This window comes from Pseudocitrobacter cyperus (assembly GCF_039889165.1).
In the GTDB taxonomy this organism is placed as follows: domain Bacteria; phylum Pseudomonadota; class Gammaproteobacteria; order Enterobacterales; family Enterobacteriaceae; genus Pseudocitrobacter; species Pseudocitrobacter cyperus.
Map to the genome: position 1 here is coordinate 131523 of NZ_JAYMYY010000004.1, position 17419 is coordinate 148941.

Consider the following 17419-nt stretch of genomic DNA (forward strand, 5'->3'; position numbering starts at 1 on the left):
TTTTTTATGCTTTGTTTAGTCGAATTGGTGTACTCTTGCGGCCATTGCAGGAGAATAATAACGGATGGAAATGAATATCTTACGTGCGGCCCTGATGAGCGCCGCGTTACTGCTTGCTGGCTGCGACAACGCCAGTACTCCTACCGCGCCAAAATCCACTGCCACGGTACTTGAAGGCAAGACAATGGGCACCTTCTGGCGGGTCAGCGTGGTGGATATCGATAAAAAACGTGCCGATGAACTGCGCGAAAAAATCCAGACACAGCTTGATGGCGATGACCAGCTACTCTCAACGTGGAAAAACGACTCCGCGTTGATGCGCTTTAACCATTCGTCGAGCACGGATCCCTGGCCGGTGAGCGAAGCGATGGCGGATATCGTGACTGAATCGCTGCGTATTGGGCAAAAAACTCGCGGCGCGATGGATGTCACCGTCGGCCCGCTGGTGAATTTATGGGGTTTTGGCCCGGATAAACAGCCTGTCAGTACGCCGACTCAGGAACAGATCGACGCGGCAAAAGCCAAAACCGGGCTACAGCATCTTACGGTCATTAATAATGCGGGCCGGCAGTATCTGCAAAAAGATATCCCGGCGTTGTATGTCGACCTTTCCACCGTGGGCGAGGGCTACGCGGCCGATCATCTGGCGCGTCTGATGGGGCAGGAGGGGATTTCCCGTTATCTGGTCTCGGTTGGCGGTGCGCTGGCGAGCCGTGGTATGAATGCCGAAGGGCGTCCGTGGCGGGTTGCTATCCAGAAGCCGACTGATAAAGAAAATGCCGTGCAGGCGATTGTCGATATCAACGGCCATGGCATTAGCACCTCGGGCAGTTATCGCAACTATTATGAGCTGGATGGGCAACGCATCTCGCACGTTATTGACCCGCAAACTGGCCGACCGATTAGCCATAAACTGGTCTCCGTCACGGTCATCGCGCCAACGGCACTGGAAGCTGATGCCTGGGATACCGGGCTGATGGTACTCGGGCCGGAAAAAGCCAAAGAAGTGGTGCGAGAGCAGGGGCTGGCGGTGTATATGATTATGAAGCAGGGGGATAGTTTTACCACGTGGATGTCCCCGCAGTTCAGCGCTTTCCTGGTCAACGGCAAAAATTAAAAAGCAAGATTGTTGGTTTTTTGCTGTCTCCTCCAGGGCAGAGTGGCGATACACTTACTGGAGGAGCCTGATATGACATCTCAAACTTATCATACCGATGCAAACCGCTGGCAGGCGGTACTCAACCGCGACGCGCAGGCAGATGGGCATTTTGTTTTTGCGGTGCGCACCACCGGCATTTTTTGTCGCCCCTCCTGTCGGGCGCGCCATGCGCTGCGCCAGAACGTGCTGTTTTATCCGGATGCTGATGCGGCGTTGCAGGCCGGGTTTCGCCCCTGCAAGCGCTGCCAGCCGGACACGCTCGACCCGCAGCAGCAGAAAGTGAATAAAGTGGCGCAGGCCTGCCGGATGCTGGAGCAGGATGTACCGGTTACGCTTGAAACCCTTTCGCAGGCGGTGGCAGTCAGCCCTTACCACTTCCACCGTATGTTTAAATCCGTTACCGGCGTGACCCCGAAGGCCTGGCAACAGGCCTGGCGTGCGCGAAAGTTGCGTGATGCGCTGGCGGAAGGCGAGGCGGTGACGGATGCGGTGCTGAACGCCGGTTTCCCGGACAGCAGCAGCTACTATCGCCATGCGGACGCATTGCTGGGAATGACGGCGAAACAGTTTCGACGCGGCGGTGAAGAAACGGCCATTTATTATGCGCTGGAAGATTGCCGCCTTGGGCGTTGTCTGGTCGCACTCAGTTCGCGCGGGATCTGCGCGGTGCTGTTAGGCGATAATGATGCGCAGGTGATTGCCGAACTCCGGAACCTGTTCCCCTCCGCGCAGTCGCAGCAGGGTAGCCCTGATTTTCATCAGCAGATCCGCGAGGTGGTGATGCATCTGGATAATCGGCCATTGCCGCTCTCTCTGCCGCTCGATATCCGCGGCACCGCCTTTCAGCAACAGGTATGGCAGGCGCTGCGTAACATCCCTCGCGGTGAAACCCGCAGCTATCAGCAAATTGCCGCCGCGATTGGCAACCCGAAAGCGGTGCGCGCGGTAGCGGGAGCCTGTGCAGCGAACAAACTGGCGGTTATCGTCCCGTGTCACCGCGTGGTGCGGGAAGATGGTAGCCTGTCGGGATATCGCTGGGGCGTGTCGCGAAAAGCGGCGCTGTTGTTACAAGAGAAACATTCCACGGAGTCATAATGCTCGATCTCTTTGCTGATGAAACGCCCTGGCAGGAGCCGCTGGCAGCCGGGGCCACAATCCTCCGCCGACAGGCCGTAGCCCAGGCGAATGAACTGCTGAGTGCCATTAATCAGGTCGCGATGATTTCTCCGTTTCGCCAGATGGTGACGCCAGGCGGCTACACCATGTCGGTGGCGATGACCAACTGTGGGCCACTCGGCTGGAGCACGGATTTACATGGCTACTGTTACAGTAAGGTGGATCCGCTGACCGGGTCGCCCTGGCCGCCGATGCCTGATATTTTCCGCACGCTCGCGCAAACGGCCGCCGCGCAGGCTGGTTTTGCAGGATTCTCCCCTGATGCCTGTCTGATCAACCGTTATCTGCCAGGGGCAAAACTCTCGCTGCATCAGGATAAAGACGAGGCAACGCTAAGTGAACCCATCGTTTCTGTTTCACTCGGTTTACCTGCCATCTTCCAGTTTGGCGGCCTGAAGCGTAACGACCCGCTGCAACGGGTGCTGCTGGAACATGGCGATGTGGTGGTGTGGGGCGGCGAATCGCGCCTCTTTTATCATGGCATTCAGCCGCTCAAACCAGGCCATCATCCCCTGGTTGGCCCGATGCGTTACAACCTCACTTTCCGTCACGCTGGTAATAAAGAATAAAAATAAGAATTATTCTTGATGTACACGCGGGGCAGTTTAAACTGCTCGCTGTTTTTCATTTCCGGGTTGCTGCTTTATGGAACTTCTCCTGCTTGTCTGGCGCCAGTATCGCTGGCCGTTTATTGCTGTTATGGCGCTGAGCCTGTTAAGCGCGGCATTGGGGATCGGCCTGATTGCCTTTATCAACCTGCGCCTTATCACCGCGGTGGATATGTCGCTGACGGTGTTGCCGGAGTTCCTCGGGTTACTCCTGCTGTTAATGGCGGTCACGCTGGGGTCACAGCTTGCGTTGACCACCCTCGGCCACCACTTTGTCTACCGGCTGCGCAGTGAATTTATTAAACGTATTCTGGACACCCAGGTCGAACGCATCGAAAAACTGGGCAGCGCGGCGCTGCTGGCGGGGCTGACCAGCGATGTGCGTAACATCACCATCGCCTTCGTGCGCCTGCCGGAGCTGGTTCAGGGGATAATCCTGACCTTTGGTTCCGCCGCTTACCTGGCCTTTCTGTCGACCAAAATGTTGCTGGTGACGGTGTTATGGATGGCGCTGACCATCTGGGGCGGTTTTGTACTGGTGGCGCGGGTCTACAAACATATGGCCACGCTGCGCGAGACGGAAGATAAACTCTATCAGGATTACCAGACGGTGCTGGAAGGGCGCAAAGAGCTAACGCTCAACCGCGAGCGTGCGGAATATGTCTTTAATCAGCTCTATATTCCTGATGCTAAAGCTTATCGCCATCATATTGTTCGTGCCGATACCTTCCACCTCAGCGCGGTGAACTGGTCAAATATTATGATGCTGGGGGCGATTGGGCTGGTGTTCTGGATGGCGAACAGCCTCGGCTGGGCTGACACGGCGGTGGCTGCAACTTACTCCCTGACGCTGCTGTTTCTGCGTACACCGCTGCTTTCGGCCGTTGGCGCGCTGCCAACGCTGCTCAGCGCACAGGTGGCATTTAAAAAACTCAACACTTTCTCGCTTGCGCCATACCAGGCCGAATTTCCTGTGCCGAAGGCGTACCCGAACTGGCAGACCCTCGAGCTGCGTGACGTGGAGTTTCATTATGAAGATAACACCTTTGCCGTTGGGCCCATCAATCTGACCCTGCATCGTGGGGAGCTGGTGTTCCTGATTGGCGGCAACGGGAGCGGGAAATCGACGCTTGCGATGTTGTTGACCGGGCTTTACCAGCCGGTGAAAGGGCAGATCCTGTTGGATGGTAAACCGCTGGCGGCAGACAAACCGGAAGATTATCGCAAGCTGTTCTCGGCGGTCTTTACTGATGTCTGGCTGTTTGACCAGTTGCTGGGGCCGGAAGGGACGCAGCCTTCACCGGCGCTGGTGGATAAGTGGCTGGAACAGTTGAAAATGAGCCACAAGGTTAAGCTGGAAAATGGCAAAATTCTCGACCTTAAACTCTCCAAAGGGCAGAAGAAGCGCGTGGCGCTGCTGCTGGCATTGGCAGAAGAGCGAGACATCATTATGCTGGATGAGTGGGCCGCCGATCAGGATCCGCATTTCCGCCGCGAGTTCTATCAGGTATTGTTACCGTTAATGCAACAGATGGGCAAAACCATCTTTGCCATCAGCCATGACGACCACTACTTTATCCATGCTGACCGCCTGCTGGAAATGCGTAACGGTAAGCTTAGTGAGCTTATCGGCGAAGAGCGTGACGCAGCCTCGCGTGATGCGGTAGCCCGAACGGCGTAAGCAGATGAAAAAAGCGGCATTTGCCGCTTTTTTTGTATGTATTAAAACGCTGTTTATTATCATTTACATTACTCCACGCTATGCTTAACTCTCCCGGCGGGTCTGCCGGGTACTCTGATGACCGAAAGGATGACCGGCAATGTCCGTATTAATGAAAAACAGCGCCAGGCTGCGTGACGAAGAGCGCGCGCGTCTTATCTGGCTTTTAACCACCGACAAAGCGGTCACTTCCGTATTGTTGGGGAAGCTCACCCTTGCTGAACAGTATGATGACGGTTCGTTGCTGGATGACGTCGCAGAAGTGGGCGCGCTGGTGGCGCATCTTCCTGCCCCCGATCTGGCGGATGTGCTGGAAGCGTTACCTATCGATGAACGCCACGCGTTATGGAACGTGGTGGAAGATGATAAGCGCGGCAAAGTGTTGCTCGAAGCATCGGAGAGCGTCTGGGATGATCTCATTGACGATATGAGTGACCGGGCGTTGCTCGATGCACTGCAAACGCTGGATATTGATGAACAGATTTACCTGGTACAGCACCTCCCGCGCGATCTGACCGGACGCCTGCTGGCGACCCTACCTGCCTCTGAGCGGGCGCGCGTCCGTCAGGTGATGAACTACGCCCATGACCGGGTGGGTTCAATCATGGAGTTCGAAGTCATCACCGTGCGGCCTGATGTCACGCTGGCCTCGGTGCAACGTTATCTGCGCCGTTTAGGCAAGATGCCTGAGAACACCGATAAACTGTTCGTTACCCGCCGCGATAAAACGCTGATTGGCGAGCTGGAGCTTAAAACCATTCTGCTCAATCCGGCGCACCGTCTGGTTGATGAGGTGATGGAGTCTGACCCGGTCGCTTTCCACCCGGAAGAAGAGTCAGAAAAGGTGGCGCGAACCTTTGAACGTGACAACCTGATCAGCGCCGCGGTTATCGACCAGCAGGGGAAACTGATGGGGCGTTTAACCATCGATGAGATCGTCGACGTCGTCTATGAGGAGACCGACAGCGACCTGCGCCGTATGGGTGGGTTGAGTGCCGAAGAGGATGTGTTTGCACCAGTAACGAAAGCGGTCAAAACCCGCTGGGCGTGGCTGGCTATCAATCTCTGTACCGCATTTATCGCCTCGCGAGTGATCGACGGTTTCGAGCACACCATTTCTCAACTGGTGGCGCTGGCGTCGCTGATGCCCATTGTGGCGGGAATTGGCGGTAACACCGGCAACCAGACCATCACTATGATTGTGCGTGCGCTGGCGTTGCAGCAGATCCAGCCGGGGAACTTTTCGTTCCTGATCCTGCGTGAAATGGGCGTTGCGCTGATCAATGGCCTGGTGTGGGGCGGGATCATGGGCTGCGTGACCTGGCTTTTGTACGACGATCTCCATCTTGGCGCAGTCATGACGCTGGCGATGGTACTCAACCTGTTGGTTGCCGCGCTGATGGGGGTGCTGATCCCGATGATCATGGTGAAATTTGGCCGCGACCCGGCGGTAGGCTCCAGTGTGATGATCACCGCGATCACCGACACTGGCGGCTTCTTTATTTTTCTTGGGCTGGCGACGATTTTTCTGCTTTAAGCGCCAGTTTTGCCTTCAGGCGGGATGGGATGAGCGCCATGCTAACCACGCCCGCCAGCACGCCAATAGCAAGATTGCCGGTGCTGACGGTGGCGCCAACCGTGACTGCCATCACCACCGTTTCCGTCCAGGGGGCGCGTTTTAGCGTGGCGGGCTGGATGCTGTGCCAGCTAAAGGTTTTAAATGCCACAATCACCATAATGCCTGCCAGCACCGACATCGGAATATCGGCCATCACGTTGCTTAACGCAGTCACTAGCAGTAGCAGCACCAGCCCGGCCATGATTGTCGACACGCGGCTGCGTCCTTTGCCCATCTCAACGTTAACAATCGTCTGACCAATCATCGCACAGCCGGCGATGCCGCCGTAAAAACCCGCCAGAATATTCGCAATGCCTAACCCGGCGCTTTCGCGCGCTTTGTTTGACGGCGTGGCGGTCAGATCATCGACCAGCTTTGCCGTCAGCAACGATTCCATCAACCCGACAAACGCAATGCTCAACGCGCAGGGCCAGATAATGTTCAGCGTGTCGAGATTCAGCGGCACCAGTAACTGCGTCAGGCCTGGCAGGCCGCCGCTCATTGAACCTTCATCGCCAACGGTTGGCAGCAACTGACCGCTGGTAACGGTGAACAGGGTCAACAGCACGATGGCAATTAACGGGGATGGTACGCTTTTAATCACCCGTGGGGCCCACAACACAATCAGCAATGTGGCGGCGAAGAGCCCGAGAATCAGCGGGTTGCGGCTCCAGAAGTGCGGAACCTGGGCAAAGAAAATCAGGACACCCAGCGCGTTGACAAATCCGCTCATCACTGGCTGAGGGATAAAACGCATCAGTCGCGCCATGCCGCAGAGGCCAAACAGAATTTGAATTACGCCGGCCATCACCACCGCAGGCAGAATGTAGCCCACGCCATGTTGATGCACCATCGGCCCGATAACCAGCGCCACGGAGCCCGCCGCAGCCGTCACCATTGCAGGGCGGCCGCCGAGAAATGACATCGCCAGGCACAGCACCACGGAGGCAATCAGACTGACTTTCGGGTCAACGCCGGCGATAACGGAAAAGGAGATGACTTCGGGTATTAATGCCAATGCGGTGATCACACCGGCCAGCGTTTCACGCAGCAGCAGTTTTGGCGAGCGCATCACAGTAAGGATGTCACCGTTTTGGGGAGCTAAAAGGGTATCTGACATGAGGTCTTCATTGGTTATCGATAGCCGGTTTTCTATAAACCATACTTTCGTGCTATTTATCACAAAACGGAGCAGTTTACCGCTCTATGTCACAGAATGCCAATACAAAAATTTAATCGACGTATACATTTATTAAACATTTTGATAACAGGTCTCAAAACACAACTTAAAATTTAAACAATATTTAATTTTTTTGTTGCTGGTGATACCGTATACCCACGAATTGTTTTTACCTGCGTGTAACAAATCGCATATCAAGTAAGGCCTCCCTACAATGAAGAAAAAGACAGATGTACCCAATGCACAGAAAGCGGGTTCCGATACTGCTTCTGTGGTGGCCAAAACCAACTCCCGCGTTATACACGAGACGGATGTTTTGTTGATCGGTGGTGGTATTATGAGCGCTACGCTGGGTACCTGGCTGCAGGAACTGGAACCAAACTGGTCGATAACCATGGTCGAGCAGATGGAGAGCGTCGCGGAAGAGAGCTCCAACGGCTGGAACAACGCGGGTACCGGTCACTCTGCGTTGATGGAACTGAACTATACGCCGCAAAGAGCGGACGGCTCCGTCAGCATTGAAAAGGCAATAGATATCAACGAAGCGTTCCAGGTTTCGCGCCAGTTCTGGGCACATCAGGTGAAATGTGGCGTCCTCACTCAACCGAAATCCTTCATTAACACAGTCCCGCACATGAGCTTTGTCTGGGGCGATGATAACGTCAATTTCCTGCGTGCACGCTATCGCGCCCTGCAGCAAAACCCCCTGTTCCGCGGCATGCGCTATTCTGAAGACCACGAGCAAATTAAAGCCTGGGCGCCGCTGGTAATGGAAGGGCGCGATCCGCAGCAGAAAATTGCCGCCACCCGTACCGAAGCGGGCACTGATGTGAACTATGGCGAAATCACCCGCCAGCTTATCTCTTCTTTACAGGTGCATAAAAACTTCGCGCTACAGCTTAATACGGTTGTCCGCCGTTTCCGTCAGAATGCGGATAAGAGCTGGACAGTTACTGTCTCTGACGCCAACAACAGCCACGCGAAGCGCACCATTAAAGCCAAATTTATCTTTATCGGCGCGGGTGGTGCGGCGCTGAAACTGCTGCAGCAGACTAAAATTCCACAGGCGAAAGAGTATGCCGGCTTCCCGGTAGGCGGCCAGTTCCTGGTGTGCGAAAACCCGGAAGTGGTGGGCCACCATCTGGCGAAGGTTTACGGCCAGGCCGATGTCGGCGCGCCGCCGATGTCCGTTCCGCATATCGATACCCGCGTGATTGACGGCAAACGCGTGATCCTCTTTGGGCCATTCGCGACGTTCTCCACACGCTTCCTGAAAAATGGCTCCCTGTGGGATCTGCTGGCATCGATCAACAAATCCAACATCATGCCGATGATCAACGTCGGGATGGATAATTTCGATCTGGTGAAATATCTGGTCAGCCAGGTGCTGCAAAAAGATAAAGATCGCCATGCGGCGCTGCGCGAATATTATCCGATGGCGCAGAAAGGCGACTGGCGTCTGTGGCAGGCTGGTCAGCGCGTACAGATAATCAAACGTGATGCCGAGAAGGGCGGAGTACTGCGTCTGGGTACTGAAGTGGTGAGCGATGATGAAGGCACCGTTGCGGCGCTGCTTGGCGCGTCGCCAGGGGCTTCAACGGCTGCGCCGATCATGCTGCAACTGCTGGAGAAAGTGTTTAAGGAAAAAATGCAGACGGCTGCGTGGCAGGCAAAAATCAAAGCGGTGGTGCCGACTTATGGTTCGCGTCTGAATGAACATCCGCAGGCGATTGAAGAGACGCTGGCGCATACCAGCGAAGTGCTGGAACTGAGTTATGTTCCGGTTCGTGATGCCGACCCGACGCCGCAGCCGCAGGCAAAACCGCAGCCGGTAGTTGTTAATGAGATGGCCGATATCGCGCTGTAACTTCTAATACTAAGAAGCCCCGGAAAACGCATCGAACGCTTCCCGGGGCTTCTGGTCTCTTAACGCGTTACTGCGTTATGCACTTCTTCTTCTGCTTTCCAGATGCGGTATTTCACTTCTACGTTATCCGGTGTGTAGACCACAATCGGCAGTTTGCTGTTGTAGCGCAGCATGCCATCTTCACCCAGGTATGCGGCTACAAATTGTTTGGTTTTCGTCTTATCCGGGCAAGCCATCATCGTGGAAACCGGCTCGCCGACTTTATCAAAGACATAATAGTCGTAACCCCAGCCTTCCAGCGTTTTGCTCTCCAGCTTGCCACCCAGACGGTGACGGTTGCAATCGACCTCCAGCGTTTTACCAATCATCAGCTCTACTTTCAGCGCTGATTCATCCTGCTGCTCAGGCAACTGAATCACCTGACGCTTCATGCCTTTTTCCGCCTGCGGATAAGGCGCAACTTTTTCCAGAGGCTGGTCTGCTGCCATTGCAGAGAGGGAAACGGTGGTCAGCAGTAAAGCCGCGAGCGTAAATGAGTTTTTCACTGTGGATCCTTTTTATCAGTTATTCACCGGCAAGGTTATCATCATTGTAGTGAATGTTAAGTACCATTTACTGATTTTTGCATTAGTACCAGTCAACAATGTTGAGTATTTCAATAAAGTTAGCGTTTATCCCTGGCAACATTAAAGTATTTCAATCTGCTGCTCCGCGAAAGCCGCACGAAGGGCCATATCCGGTTCGCTGTCGACAACAAGAGTGCTGGCAAGAGACAGTGGCCCAATGGCAAAAGCAGAAGCCGCATTCATCTTTTCGTCCGAGGCCATGACGACTGTTTCTGCCGCACGCTGTGACAGCGCGCGCTTCACGCAGGCTTCTTCGTAGTCTCCGGTGGTAAACCCGGCACTGGCGTGGATCCCCGTTACACCCATAAAAAACAGGTCAGCATTTATATGGCTGATGGCATCGATCATGGCTGATCCCACAGTGACCACCGAGTGTTTAAATAATCGCCCACCTATCACGATCACCTCGACCAGCGGATGATCCACCAGGCTTACCGCAATACCCGGGCTGTGAGTCACGACGGTAAAAGCCATATCCTTCGGTAGCCTCATCACCAGCTCGTGGGCGGTCGTCCCGCCGTCAATCATTACCACTTGCGCAGGCTGGATCAGTTTAGCCGCTTTTGCGGCGACATTTTGTTTTGAACGATTTTGCACGTTCTTGCGTGTTTCGATTGGTGCAATGGCGGCCGAAACGGGAAGGGCGCCACCGTGCACGCGCTGGAGCAGCCCTTCCGCCGCCAGTTCACGCAGATCGCGGCGGATAGAGTCCTCTGAGATAGCGAATTTTTGACTCAATTCGCTGGAAAGAACCTGTTTTTCCCTGGCAAGTAGCTCAAGGATGATTTGTTTACGCTGGCTGGCGAGCATGAAAATCTCTCTTCACGTTTTTTCTTGATATTGCACGATTGTGCATGACATTATTATTTTTGTCATTCACCTGAGGAATAAAAATGCACAATAACACGCAACACATCCGCAATGTTCAGGAACAACTTCTCTCTGACAACTGGTACGTGCTGAAAAAGTATACTTTTGACTTGCAGCGCCGTGATGGCACCTGGCAGACCCAGAACCGCGAAGTCTATGACCGCGGCAACGGCGCGACCATTCTGCTCTATAACCGGCAGAAAAAGAGTGTGGTGTTGACCCGCCAGTTCCGTTTTCCGGTCTCAGTAAACGGCCATTCGGGTTTCCTGATCGAGACTGCTGCGGGTTTGCTGGATAAGGCATCTCCTGAAGCGCGGATCCTGGCAGAAGCCGAGGAAGAAACTGGTTTTAAAGTGACGCACCTGGAAAAGGTGTTCGAAGCCTATATGAGCCCCGGTTCGGTGACGGAGAAACTCTATTTTTTCATCGCCGAATACAGCGAACGCGATCGCACCAGCGAGGGCGGCGGGCTGGCGGAAGAGGGGGAAGATATTGAAGTGCTGGAGTGGCCGTTTGAGCAGGCGCTGGCGGCTATTGAGCGGGGGGACATCGTTGATGGGAAAACCATCATGTTGCTTCAGCATTTGGCGCTGAAAGGCGTATTTAACGAAACCGGTGGCTGAATCGTTTTTTTTTGTCATGCGGCAGGCGGGATGGAGAAATCCTGCCTATAACAGAGTCTTCTTTTTCTATTTTAAGGAGGGGTCATGCCGCTTGACTGGCCGCGTCGTCGGGCGCTTCCTAACTATGCGCTCTATGGCGCTGAAGCCGGGCAATCTTCGCTGGATATGGTGCATTATGAGCGCATTCCTTCACGCGCCAGCCGATTCGGTTTTGATATTGAGCCCCATTTTCACGATGTCCTGATTCAGACCCTGTATGTCACTCAGGGCAGCGGTGAGGCGACCATCGACGGCAAGGTGTGGGCGTTTGTCGCACCGTGCCTGATGGTGGTGCCCGCGCGTTCGGTGCACGGTTTTCGTTTTCGGGAAAATGTGGATGGACATGTGATCACCGCGGCGCAATCGGCCATTGAATCCGTCGCCATGACGGCAGCGCCAGATTTGTTATCGTTTGTGCGAACACCCGCGGTGCTCACGGTCGAACCTGTCAGTCGCCGGGGGACACCGTTTGAGACGTTGTTCGAGGCGATAGGCCAGGAAGCGGAAAATAGTGAACGCTGGCAATATACCGCCGGGCTGGCACTGACCATCGCTTTGTTTGTGCAGGTTGCACGCCTGAGCGAAAAGGCGGAAATGGCCGACAGCCCCGCGCGCGCGTCGCTGGTGGCGCGGATTGAACGTTTTCGTACCTTACTGGATGAACGCTGCCGACAGCGACAGCCTGTCGCCAGTTATGCGGCGGCGATGGGGATCTCCTGCGGACAACTGACGCGGATTTGCCGCGAAGCCTTTGGTATTTCAGCCATTGAGGCGATCGATCGCCGGGCGGTGCATGAAGCGCGGCGTCTGCTGGTCTACTCCTCTTTCAGCGTTAAACAAATCTCAGCAGAACTGGGTTTTCGCGACGAAGCCTATTTTGGCCGCTTCTTTCGCAAGCAAACCGGGCTCAGACCGGGGGAGTATCGCCAGCAGGAGCAGGGCAGGCTGGCGCAGAAAAAACCGGCTTCCGTAGCGAAAGCCGGTTCGCAGGACTAGCTTTTGAATCGGCTTAGTTGCACATACAGATGTGCGGGGCCGGAATTGGTGAGGTTATTACCACGAACATATTCAACAGGATGCGCGGGGTCGAGAGCGATATCAGCGACTTTACGCGCTATCAGCCGGGTCGTAATCAGCGTTTCCAGCTTTGCCAGCGGCTGGCCGAGACACTTATGGATGCCGTTGCCGAAACCCAGATGGCCGCTGGTGTCGCGGTCGATATTAAACGTATCGCCGTCGGCAAATTTGCGGCTATCGCGATTCGCTGAAGAGAGCAGTAATCTCACCACCGCGCCCTTTGGCAGCGTAACGCCCGCCACGGTCGTCTCTTCGGTCGTCATACGGCTGACGCGTTGTACAGTACCGCGATAGCGCGCGACTTCCTCGACAAATCGCTCTGCATCAGCTTCATTCTGGCGGATCCGGCTTACCAGATGCGGCTGTTCTGCAAACATCCGAAATGCGTTGGCCACCAGAATGGTGGTGGTGTCGTGCCCGGCAATAAAGACAAAGGCGCATAGCTCTTTGGCCTCTTTTTCACTGAGCAACCCCTCTTTCCACATCCGGGCAATATGGCCGCCGATGGACTGGCTGTTGCTGAGATAAAGTCGCTCCATAGCCTCTTTCAGATAGGCAAAAAAGGCCATCGCGCTCTGCTCATCGGTTCCCGTGCCGGGGGCGTTTCGCGCCAGTCGCCCAAAGTAGCTGAATGTTTCATCCGACCAGAACTTCATTTTCTCTTCGTCCTCATCGGGGACGTCGATCATCGCTGAAATGGTGGCGATACTGAGTGGGATCGCGAAATCTTCCACCACATCGCCTCCACCTTTAGCAATCAAGGCATCGATCAGCGCTTCTGCGCGACGCTCAATTTCCGCGGCAAACGGTTCGATGGCCAGCGGCATAAAAGAGGGTTGCGCGACCTTACGCAGGCGCGTGTGACCGGGAGCATCAAACAGGGTCAGAAAGGTGAGCGGCGGCGGGCTCACCACTTCAGAAGAGAACAGTTTTGGATTGCGAATGGCCTGCCAGACGTCATCGTAGCGCGAAAGGAACCAGACGTCCGAAGTTGCCGACTGGCAGCGTAACACTGGCGCGTTTTCGCGCATCCAGCGGTAGTGTTCGTAAGGATCGCCCTGTGAGCCGTCGTCGACGACTTTGAAGGGCTGAAGTTCCTGCGGCCAGTTCATTTCATGAGAGTAGGGCGGCAGCTCCGCCATTGCGCTGAACGGGCAGCGAGCAGGTTCCGGCTGTGGTGCGGGAGCCGGCGCTGAGGAGGCGGATTTGTTGCCTAAAGCCCGACTCATGGTGGCTTTCGAGTGGATGGCGTGTCGGGCAATGACCTCACGTGCGGCATTGATGTCGCCATACTCAAACGCGCTGACCAGATCCCGATGCTGCTGGACGATATCACCCACAATTTCAATATCCTCCCGCAGCGCCCGACCAATATAATCCTGCACGGCGAGCTGCTTATAGAGCGTAATAAGCGGGGTGTTGCCGGATGCTTCAATCAGGAAGAGGTGGAACGCATGGTTGGCCTGCACGTAGCGGGCGACATCCGTAAAACGCTTCCCGGTGACGAATGCCGCAGTAGCGTCGGCAAGTTGGCGAAAGTCGGCCAGTTGTGCGCCGGATAATCGTCCCATTGTCAACTGCACCGCGCCCAGTTCCAGCGCCAGCCGCAGGTCGAACGAATCATCGACGTCCGACAGCGCAATATGCTCTTCTCCCGTCTGTACCACCTGACCGGCACCGGCGAATTTCTCATAGTAAAAATTACGTGGCCTGACGCCTTCATCCGCCAGCCAGCCGCGAACCGCTTCCACCATCGGCGGCGGGCCACACAGATAGATATCGACATCGCCATCGTTTAGCTGCGAGGCCGTGATGTGCTGTGTGACGTAACCTTTATACGGATACGGACTGTCAGGGTTGGCGACGGTACAGCGCCAGGTGAAATTCGCCAGGCGACGGGCATACTCTTCGAGCTTTGCCAGCTCCACCCGATCCTCATCGTTGGTGACGCCGAAGATCAAATGGATTGGCTGGCTTACGTCGCCATCATCCGCGATCTTATCCAGCATGGACAAAAACGGCGCCAGCCCCGTGCCGCCAGCCAGAAAAAGAAGTGGCCGCTGGATGGGGCGTAGATAGAAACTGCCCATCGGCCCGCGAAAAGTGATGGCATCACCGGGCTTTGCCCGATCGCGAAGATAGCTGGACATCAACCCCTGTGGAACATTGCGGATCAGAAAGGAAACCTCTTTTGCCGAAGGCCCGGAGCTAAAGGAGTAGGAGCGCGTTTGATTGCTACCGGGAACCTGTACATTGACATATTGTCCCGCCAGAAACGTAAGCTCGCTGCGGTTTTCCAGTTCGGCGGTGAAGGTGATAGCGGTAGCGGAGAGCTGTTCGCATGCGGTGATTTTTCCGGTAAACGTCGCGTTGCTAACGCCTGCGGCATCAGAAGTGGCGGCGATTTGCACCACGCAGTCGCTGGATGGGCGCATCTGGCAGGTGAGTACATGCCCGGCGTTGGCTTCATCGTCGGACAGGGCTTCCGGAACGTAATCACCGAGTGCAAAGTTGCCTGATTCACAGGTAGCTTTGCAGGTGCCGCACACGCCATCGCGGCAATCGAGAGGGATAGCAATTTTTGCACGTAGCGCGGCATCGGCAACGGATTCACCGTTAAGACATTGAATAAAATGCGTGGCGCCGTCTTCGAAACGTAGAGTGACCTGATGGCTCATTGTTCTTATCCTCGGGTAGCAGGTGATCCCAGCATCTGACGTGCTGGTGCGAAACTCGAGGCTCCATAAAATGCCGGAAGCCATTTTCAGTCAACGGACAGAAATGACGTAAAACAGGACAAACCATGCATTAGTCCGGGTTGGTGAGCGGGGGCACATTTTGGGGTTAAGCGGTGGGTCAGGCATAAAAAAACCCGCAGACTCAGAGAGAGTGCGGGTTCTTAAGGGGTACTGAGCGTTTAAACGTTCAGTGAATATTGTTGGTCGGCACGAGAGGATTTGAACCTCCGACCCCCGACACCCCATGACGGTGCGCTACCAGGCTGCGCTACGTGCCGACGCATGGCGCAATAGTACCCTTTTCGGTGCTGATTGCAAGCCAGCTTTTGACTGATTGATTTATAATTAATCAATCAGTTAGCGATAAAACGTTTTTCCTCAGTCAGCACTTGCAGTAGCAGGCTTAGCTGTGGTTTTTGTTCGCGCTCTTTCTCGCCATCGCGGTTCCAGGTCTGATAATGGCCGTTGTGATCGAGAACCACGGTAAAGCGCGGTGTGGTAATCGCTAACGTGTTGTTATCGGCAGCAGTGACCCAGGCATGGCGGCGTGTGGCACTGAAGAGATCCTGCCCCTGCGAGTACTCATTCGCTGGCGTACTCACATGCAACAGGCGCTGCATTAGCGTAGTCATCACGTCCTTATGCTCGGTCAGGGCATCGATCTGTTGCGCTGGCGTACCCGGCCAGTGAATAACCAGTGGAACCTGTAACTGCGCGCGTGACCAGTCAAATTGCGCACGTTCATCACCCAGTGGAACGCCATGGCCAGCGGTGATAATCACCACCGTGTTGTCGAGCTTGCCTGCGTCGCGCAGGGCGCTCAGGATGCGGTTAATCTGCGTATCGACATCCGCGGCGGCGGCGCTGTAACGACGGGTAAACCCTTGCTGCTGGTTATTTTCCAGGGTGGTACCGTTGAAGGAGACCCAGGAGAACCAACGGTTCTCTTCCTGAGCGTAACGACCCAGCCAGTTAATCCATTGATTTGCCGTTTGCTCATCATTTTGCGATTTGCCTGGCGGCAGCGAGAAGTCAGAAAGCAGCGCCTGGCGGTAGACCGGGCTACTGAAACCATCCGATGAGAACAGCCCCAGTTGATAACCCTGCTGGTTCAACGCGGTGATCAGCGCCGCCGGGATACGTGCCGAGAGCACGCCATCCATATAAGCAGGAGAGATACCATAGAACAGGCCAAAGGTGCCGTTATCCGTCGTGTTTCCTGAGCTCATATGCTGGGTAAAGTTGACGTTTTCACTGGCAAACTGGGCCAGTGCAGGCATCTGTTTTTCATAGCGTGAATAGTTCAGGCCATCAACGGTAATCAACAGAACGTTTTGTCCCGCCCCCATATCACGATAGCGCAGTTCGCTGAGCGGATACTGCACGGAGACGGCTTCCGGATCGCCTTGTTCTACCAGACGGCGTTGATAATCTTCAGCATCCAGCAGGCCGTGTTTTTCGAGGAAACGGCGCGCGGTCATCGGATAGGAAAGCGGCAGGTTCGCTTTCTGCATGGTGATCGGACGATAGAAGTTCGCATCAGCCCAAATATACATGACGTGCGAACTGATAAACGCGATGAACAGGAGCCATGCAACGGGGCGGAAGTAGCGGCGACGGCGCATCAGGCTGCGCAGCTTCTGCCAGCTCCAGGTGGCGAACAGCATTTCAATAAGCAGAATGACCGGCACGCTGATAAACATCAGTTGCCAGTCACGGGCCATCTCGTTCTGGTCTGGGTTGATAACCAGCTCCCACACCACCGGGTTAAGGTGCAGGTGGAAGCGGGTGAAAACTTCGGTATCGATCAGCAGCAAAGTCATGCCGGCGGTGGCCAGAATGGCGGATAAGAACCGCATTAAGCGCTGCGAGCCGACGATAAACGTCAGCGGGAAGAGGATCAGCAGATAGGTGGCGAACACCAGAAAGCTGAAATGCCCGACAAGACTCAGGTACGAATAGACGCGACCGGTAAGCGTTGTCGGCCAGTCGGCAACAAAAAGATAGCGGCTACCAAGCACCATGGCCAACAAAATGTTGAACATGGCAAACCAGTGCCCCCAGCTAACCATCTGGGAGACTTTTTCTCGGTAGGGCTGACGATGAGTCACCATAAAC

Annotated in this window: 13 protein-coding genes, 1 tRNA gene and 1 pseudogene; 8 read left to right on the forward strand and 7 right to left on the reverse strand. The window is 55.2% G+C overall.

What is annotated here, in order from left to right:
- Positions 1–64 precede the first annotated feature (64 nt).
- The 5 genes from apbE (at position 65) to mgtE (ending at position 6200) form a co-directional block, all read left to right on the forward strand.
- Positions 65–1117: an FAD:protein FMN transferase ApbE gene (gene apbE, locus VSR74_RS14515; RefSeq protein ID WP_347795364.1), complete on the forward strand. Its 1053-nt coding sequence runs from the start codon at positions 65–67 to the stop codon at positions 1115–1117.
- A gap of 72 nt (positions 1118–1189) precedes the next feature.
- Positions 1190–2254 carry a bifunctional DNA-binding transcriptional regulator/O6-methylguanine-DNA methyltransferase Ada gene (ada, locus tag VSR74_RS14520; protein WP_347795365.1) on the forward strand — a complete coding sequence of 355 codons (1065 nt, stop codon included), beginning with the start codon at positions 1190–1192 and terminating at the stop codon, positions 2252–2254.
- On the forward strand, positions 2254–2904 hold the full coding sequence (alkB, locus tag VSR74_RS14525) for a DNA oxidative demethylase AlkB (protein ID WP_347795366.1): 651 nt from the start codon (positions 2254–2256) through the stop codon (positions 2902–2904). The genes ada and alkB overlap by 1 nt, the downstream gene beginning before the upstream one ends.
- A gap of 76 nt (positions 2905–2980) precedes the next feature.
- The gene (locus VSR74_RS14530; RefSeq protein ID WP_347795367.1) at positions 2981–4624 is read left to right on the forward strand and encodes a multidrug ABC transporter permease/ATP-binding protein; all 1644 of its coding nucleotides are present in this window, start codon (positions 2981–2983) and stop codon (positions 4622–4624) included.
- Between the two features lie 139 nt (positions 4625–4763).
- Positions 4764–6200 (forward strand): magnesium transporter, encoded by a 1437-nt coding sequence (gene mgtE, locus VSR74_RS14535; protein WP_347795368.1) that lies wholly within the window; start codon positions 4764–4766, stop codon positions 6198–6200.
- On the opposite strand, the gene VSR74_RS14540 is transcribed toward mgtE, so the two are convergent.
- Positions 6163–7401, reverse strand: a complete 1239-nt coding sequence (locus VSR74_RS14540; protein ID WP_347795369.1) for a SulP family inorganic anion transporter — start codon at positions 7399–7401, stop codon at positions 6163–6165. The genes mgtE and VSR74_RS14540 overlap by 38 nt on opposite strands.
- Positions 7402–7675: 274 nt before the next feature.
- On the opposite strand from VSR74_RS14540, the gene mqo reads away from it, so the two are divergent.
- Positions 7676–9328 carry a malate dehydrogenase (quinone) gene (gene mqo / locus VSR74_RS14545; RefSeq protein WP_347795370.1) on the forward strand — a complete coding sequence of 551 codons (1653 nt, stop codon included), beginning with the start codon at positions 7676–7678 and terminating at the stop codon, positions 9326–9328.
- 59 nt (positions 9329–9387) lie between these two features.
- On the opposite strand, the gene eco is transcribed toward mqo, so the two are convergent.
- Together eco and VSR74_RS14555 are read right to left on the reverse strand one after the other, a co-directional pair.
- Complete coding sequence (gene eco, locus VSR74_RS14550) at positions 9388–9873, reverse strand: serine protease inhibitor ecotin (protein WP_347795371.1); 486 nt, start codon at positions 9871–9873, stop codon at positions 9388–9390.
- A 141-nt stretch (positions 9874–10014) separates the two neighbouring features.
- The gene (locus VSR74_RS14555) at positions 10015–10764 is read right to left on the reverse strand and encodes a DeoR/GlpR family DNA-binding transcription regulator (protein ID WP_347795372.1); all 750 of its coding nucleotides are present in this window, start codon (positions 10762–10764) and stop codon (positions 10015–10017) included.
- Positions 10765–10847: 83 nt separating this feature from the next.
- Between VSR74_RS14555 and VSR74_RS14560 the strand changes: the two genes are divergently transcribed.
- Both VSR74_RS14560 and VSR74_RS14565 read left to right on the forward strand, forming a co-directional pair.
- Positions 10848–11447 (forward strand): NUDIX domain-containing protein, encoded by a 600-nt coding sequence (locus tag VSR74_RS14560; protein ID WP_347795373.1) that lies wholly within the window; start codon positions 10848–10850, stop codon positions 11445–11447.
- An 84-nt stretch (positions 11448–11531) separates the two neighbouring features.
- Positions 11532–12482, forward strand: a complete 951-nt coding sequence (locus tag VSR74_RS14565) for a helix-turn-helix domain-containing protein (RefSeq protein ID WP_347795374.1) — start codon at positions 11532–11534, stop codon at positions 12480–12482.
- On the opposite strand, the gene VSR74_RS23325 is transcribed toward VSR74_RS14565, so the two are convergent.
- The 4 genes and pseudogenes from VSR74_RS23325 to yejM form a co-directional block, all read right to left on the reverse strand.
- The gene (locus tag VSR74_RS23325; RefSeq protein WP_459349925.1) at positions 12479–14230 is read right to left on the reverse strand and encodes a cytochrome P450; all 1752 of its coding nucleotides are present in this window, start codon (positions 14228–14230) and stop codon (positions 12479–12481) included. The genes VSR74_RS14565 and VSR74_RS23325 overlap by 4 nt on opposite strands.
- 15 nt (positions 14231–14245) lie before the next feature.
- Positions 14246–15241, reverse strand: a pseudogene (gene benC, locus VSR74_RS23330) (benzoate 1,2-dioxygenase electron transfer component BenC); the annotation flags it as partial.
- Between the two features lie 261 nt (positions 15242–15502).
- A tRNA-Pro gene (locus tag VSR74_RS14575) sits at positions 15503–15579 on the reverse strand.
- Between the two features lie 75 nt (positions 15580–15654).
- Positions 15655–17415 carry an LPS biosynthesis-modulating metalloenzyme YejM gene (yejM, locus tag VSR74_RS14580; protein ID WP_347795376.1) on the reverse strand — a complete coding sequence of 587 codons (1761 nt, stop codon included), beginning with the start codon at positions 17413–17415 and terminating at the stop codon, positions 15655–15657.
- Between the last annotated feature and the right edge of the window lie 4 nt (positions 17416–17419).

Coding starts and splice junctions, on each gene's coding strand:
- VSR74_RS14565 (WP_347795374.1), top strand. CDS start 11,532: ATGCCGCTTGACTGGCCGCGTCGTCGGGCGCTTCCTAACTATGCGCTC.
- apbE (WP_347795364.1), top strand. CDS start 65: ATGGAAATGAATATCTTACGTGCGGCCCTGATGAGCGCCGCGTTACTG.
- mqo (WP_347795370.1), top strand. CDS start 7,676: ATGAAGAAAAAGACAGATGTACCCAATGCACAGAAAGCGGGTTCCGAT.
- ada (WP_347795365.1), top strand. CDS start 1,190: ATGACATCTCAAACTTATCATACCGATGCAAACCGCTGGCAGGCGGTA.
- mgtE (WP_347795368.1), top strand. CDS start 4,764: ATGTCCGTATTAATGAAAAACAGCGCCAGGCTGCGTGACGAAGAGCGC.
- VSR74_RS14540 (WP_347795369.1), bottom strand. CDS start 7,401: ATGTCAGATACCCTTTTAGCTCCCCAAAACGGTGACATCCTTACTGTG.
- VSR74_RS14555 (WP_347795372.1), bottom strand. CDS start 10,764: ATGCTCGCCAGCCAGCGTAAACAAATCATCCTTGAGCTACTTGCCAGG.
- VSR74_RS14530 (WP_347795367.1), top strand. CDS start 2,981: ATGGAACTTCTCCTGCTTGTCTGGCGCCAGTATCGCTGGCCGTTTATT.
- alkB (WP_347795366.1), top strand. CDS start 2,254: ATGCTCGATCTCTTTGCTGATGAAACGCCCTGGCAGGAGCCGCTGGCA.
- VSR74_RS14560 (WP_347795373.1), top strand. CDS start 10,848: ATGCACAATAACACGCAACACATCCGCAATGTTCAGGAACAACTTCTC.
- yejM (WP_347795376.1), bottom strand. CDS start 17,415: ATGGTGACTCATCGTCAGCCCTACCGAGAAAAAGTCTCCCAGATGGTT.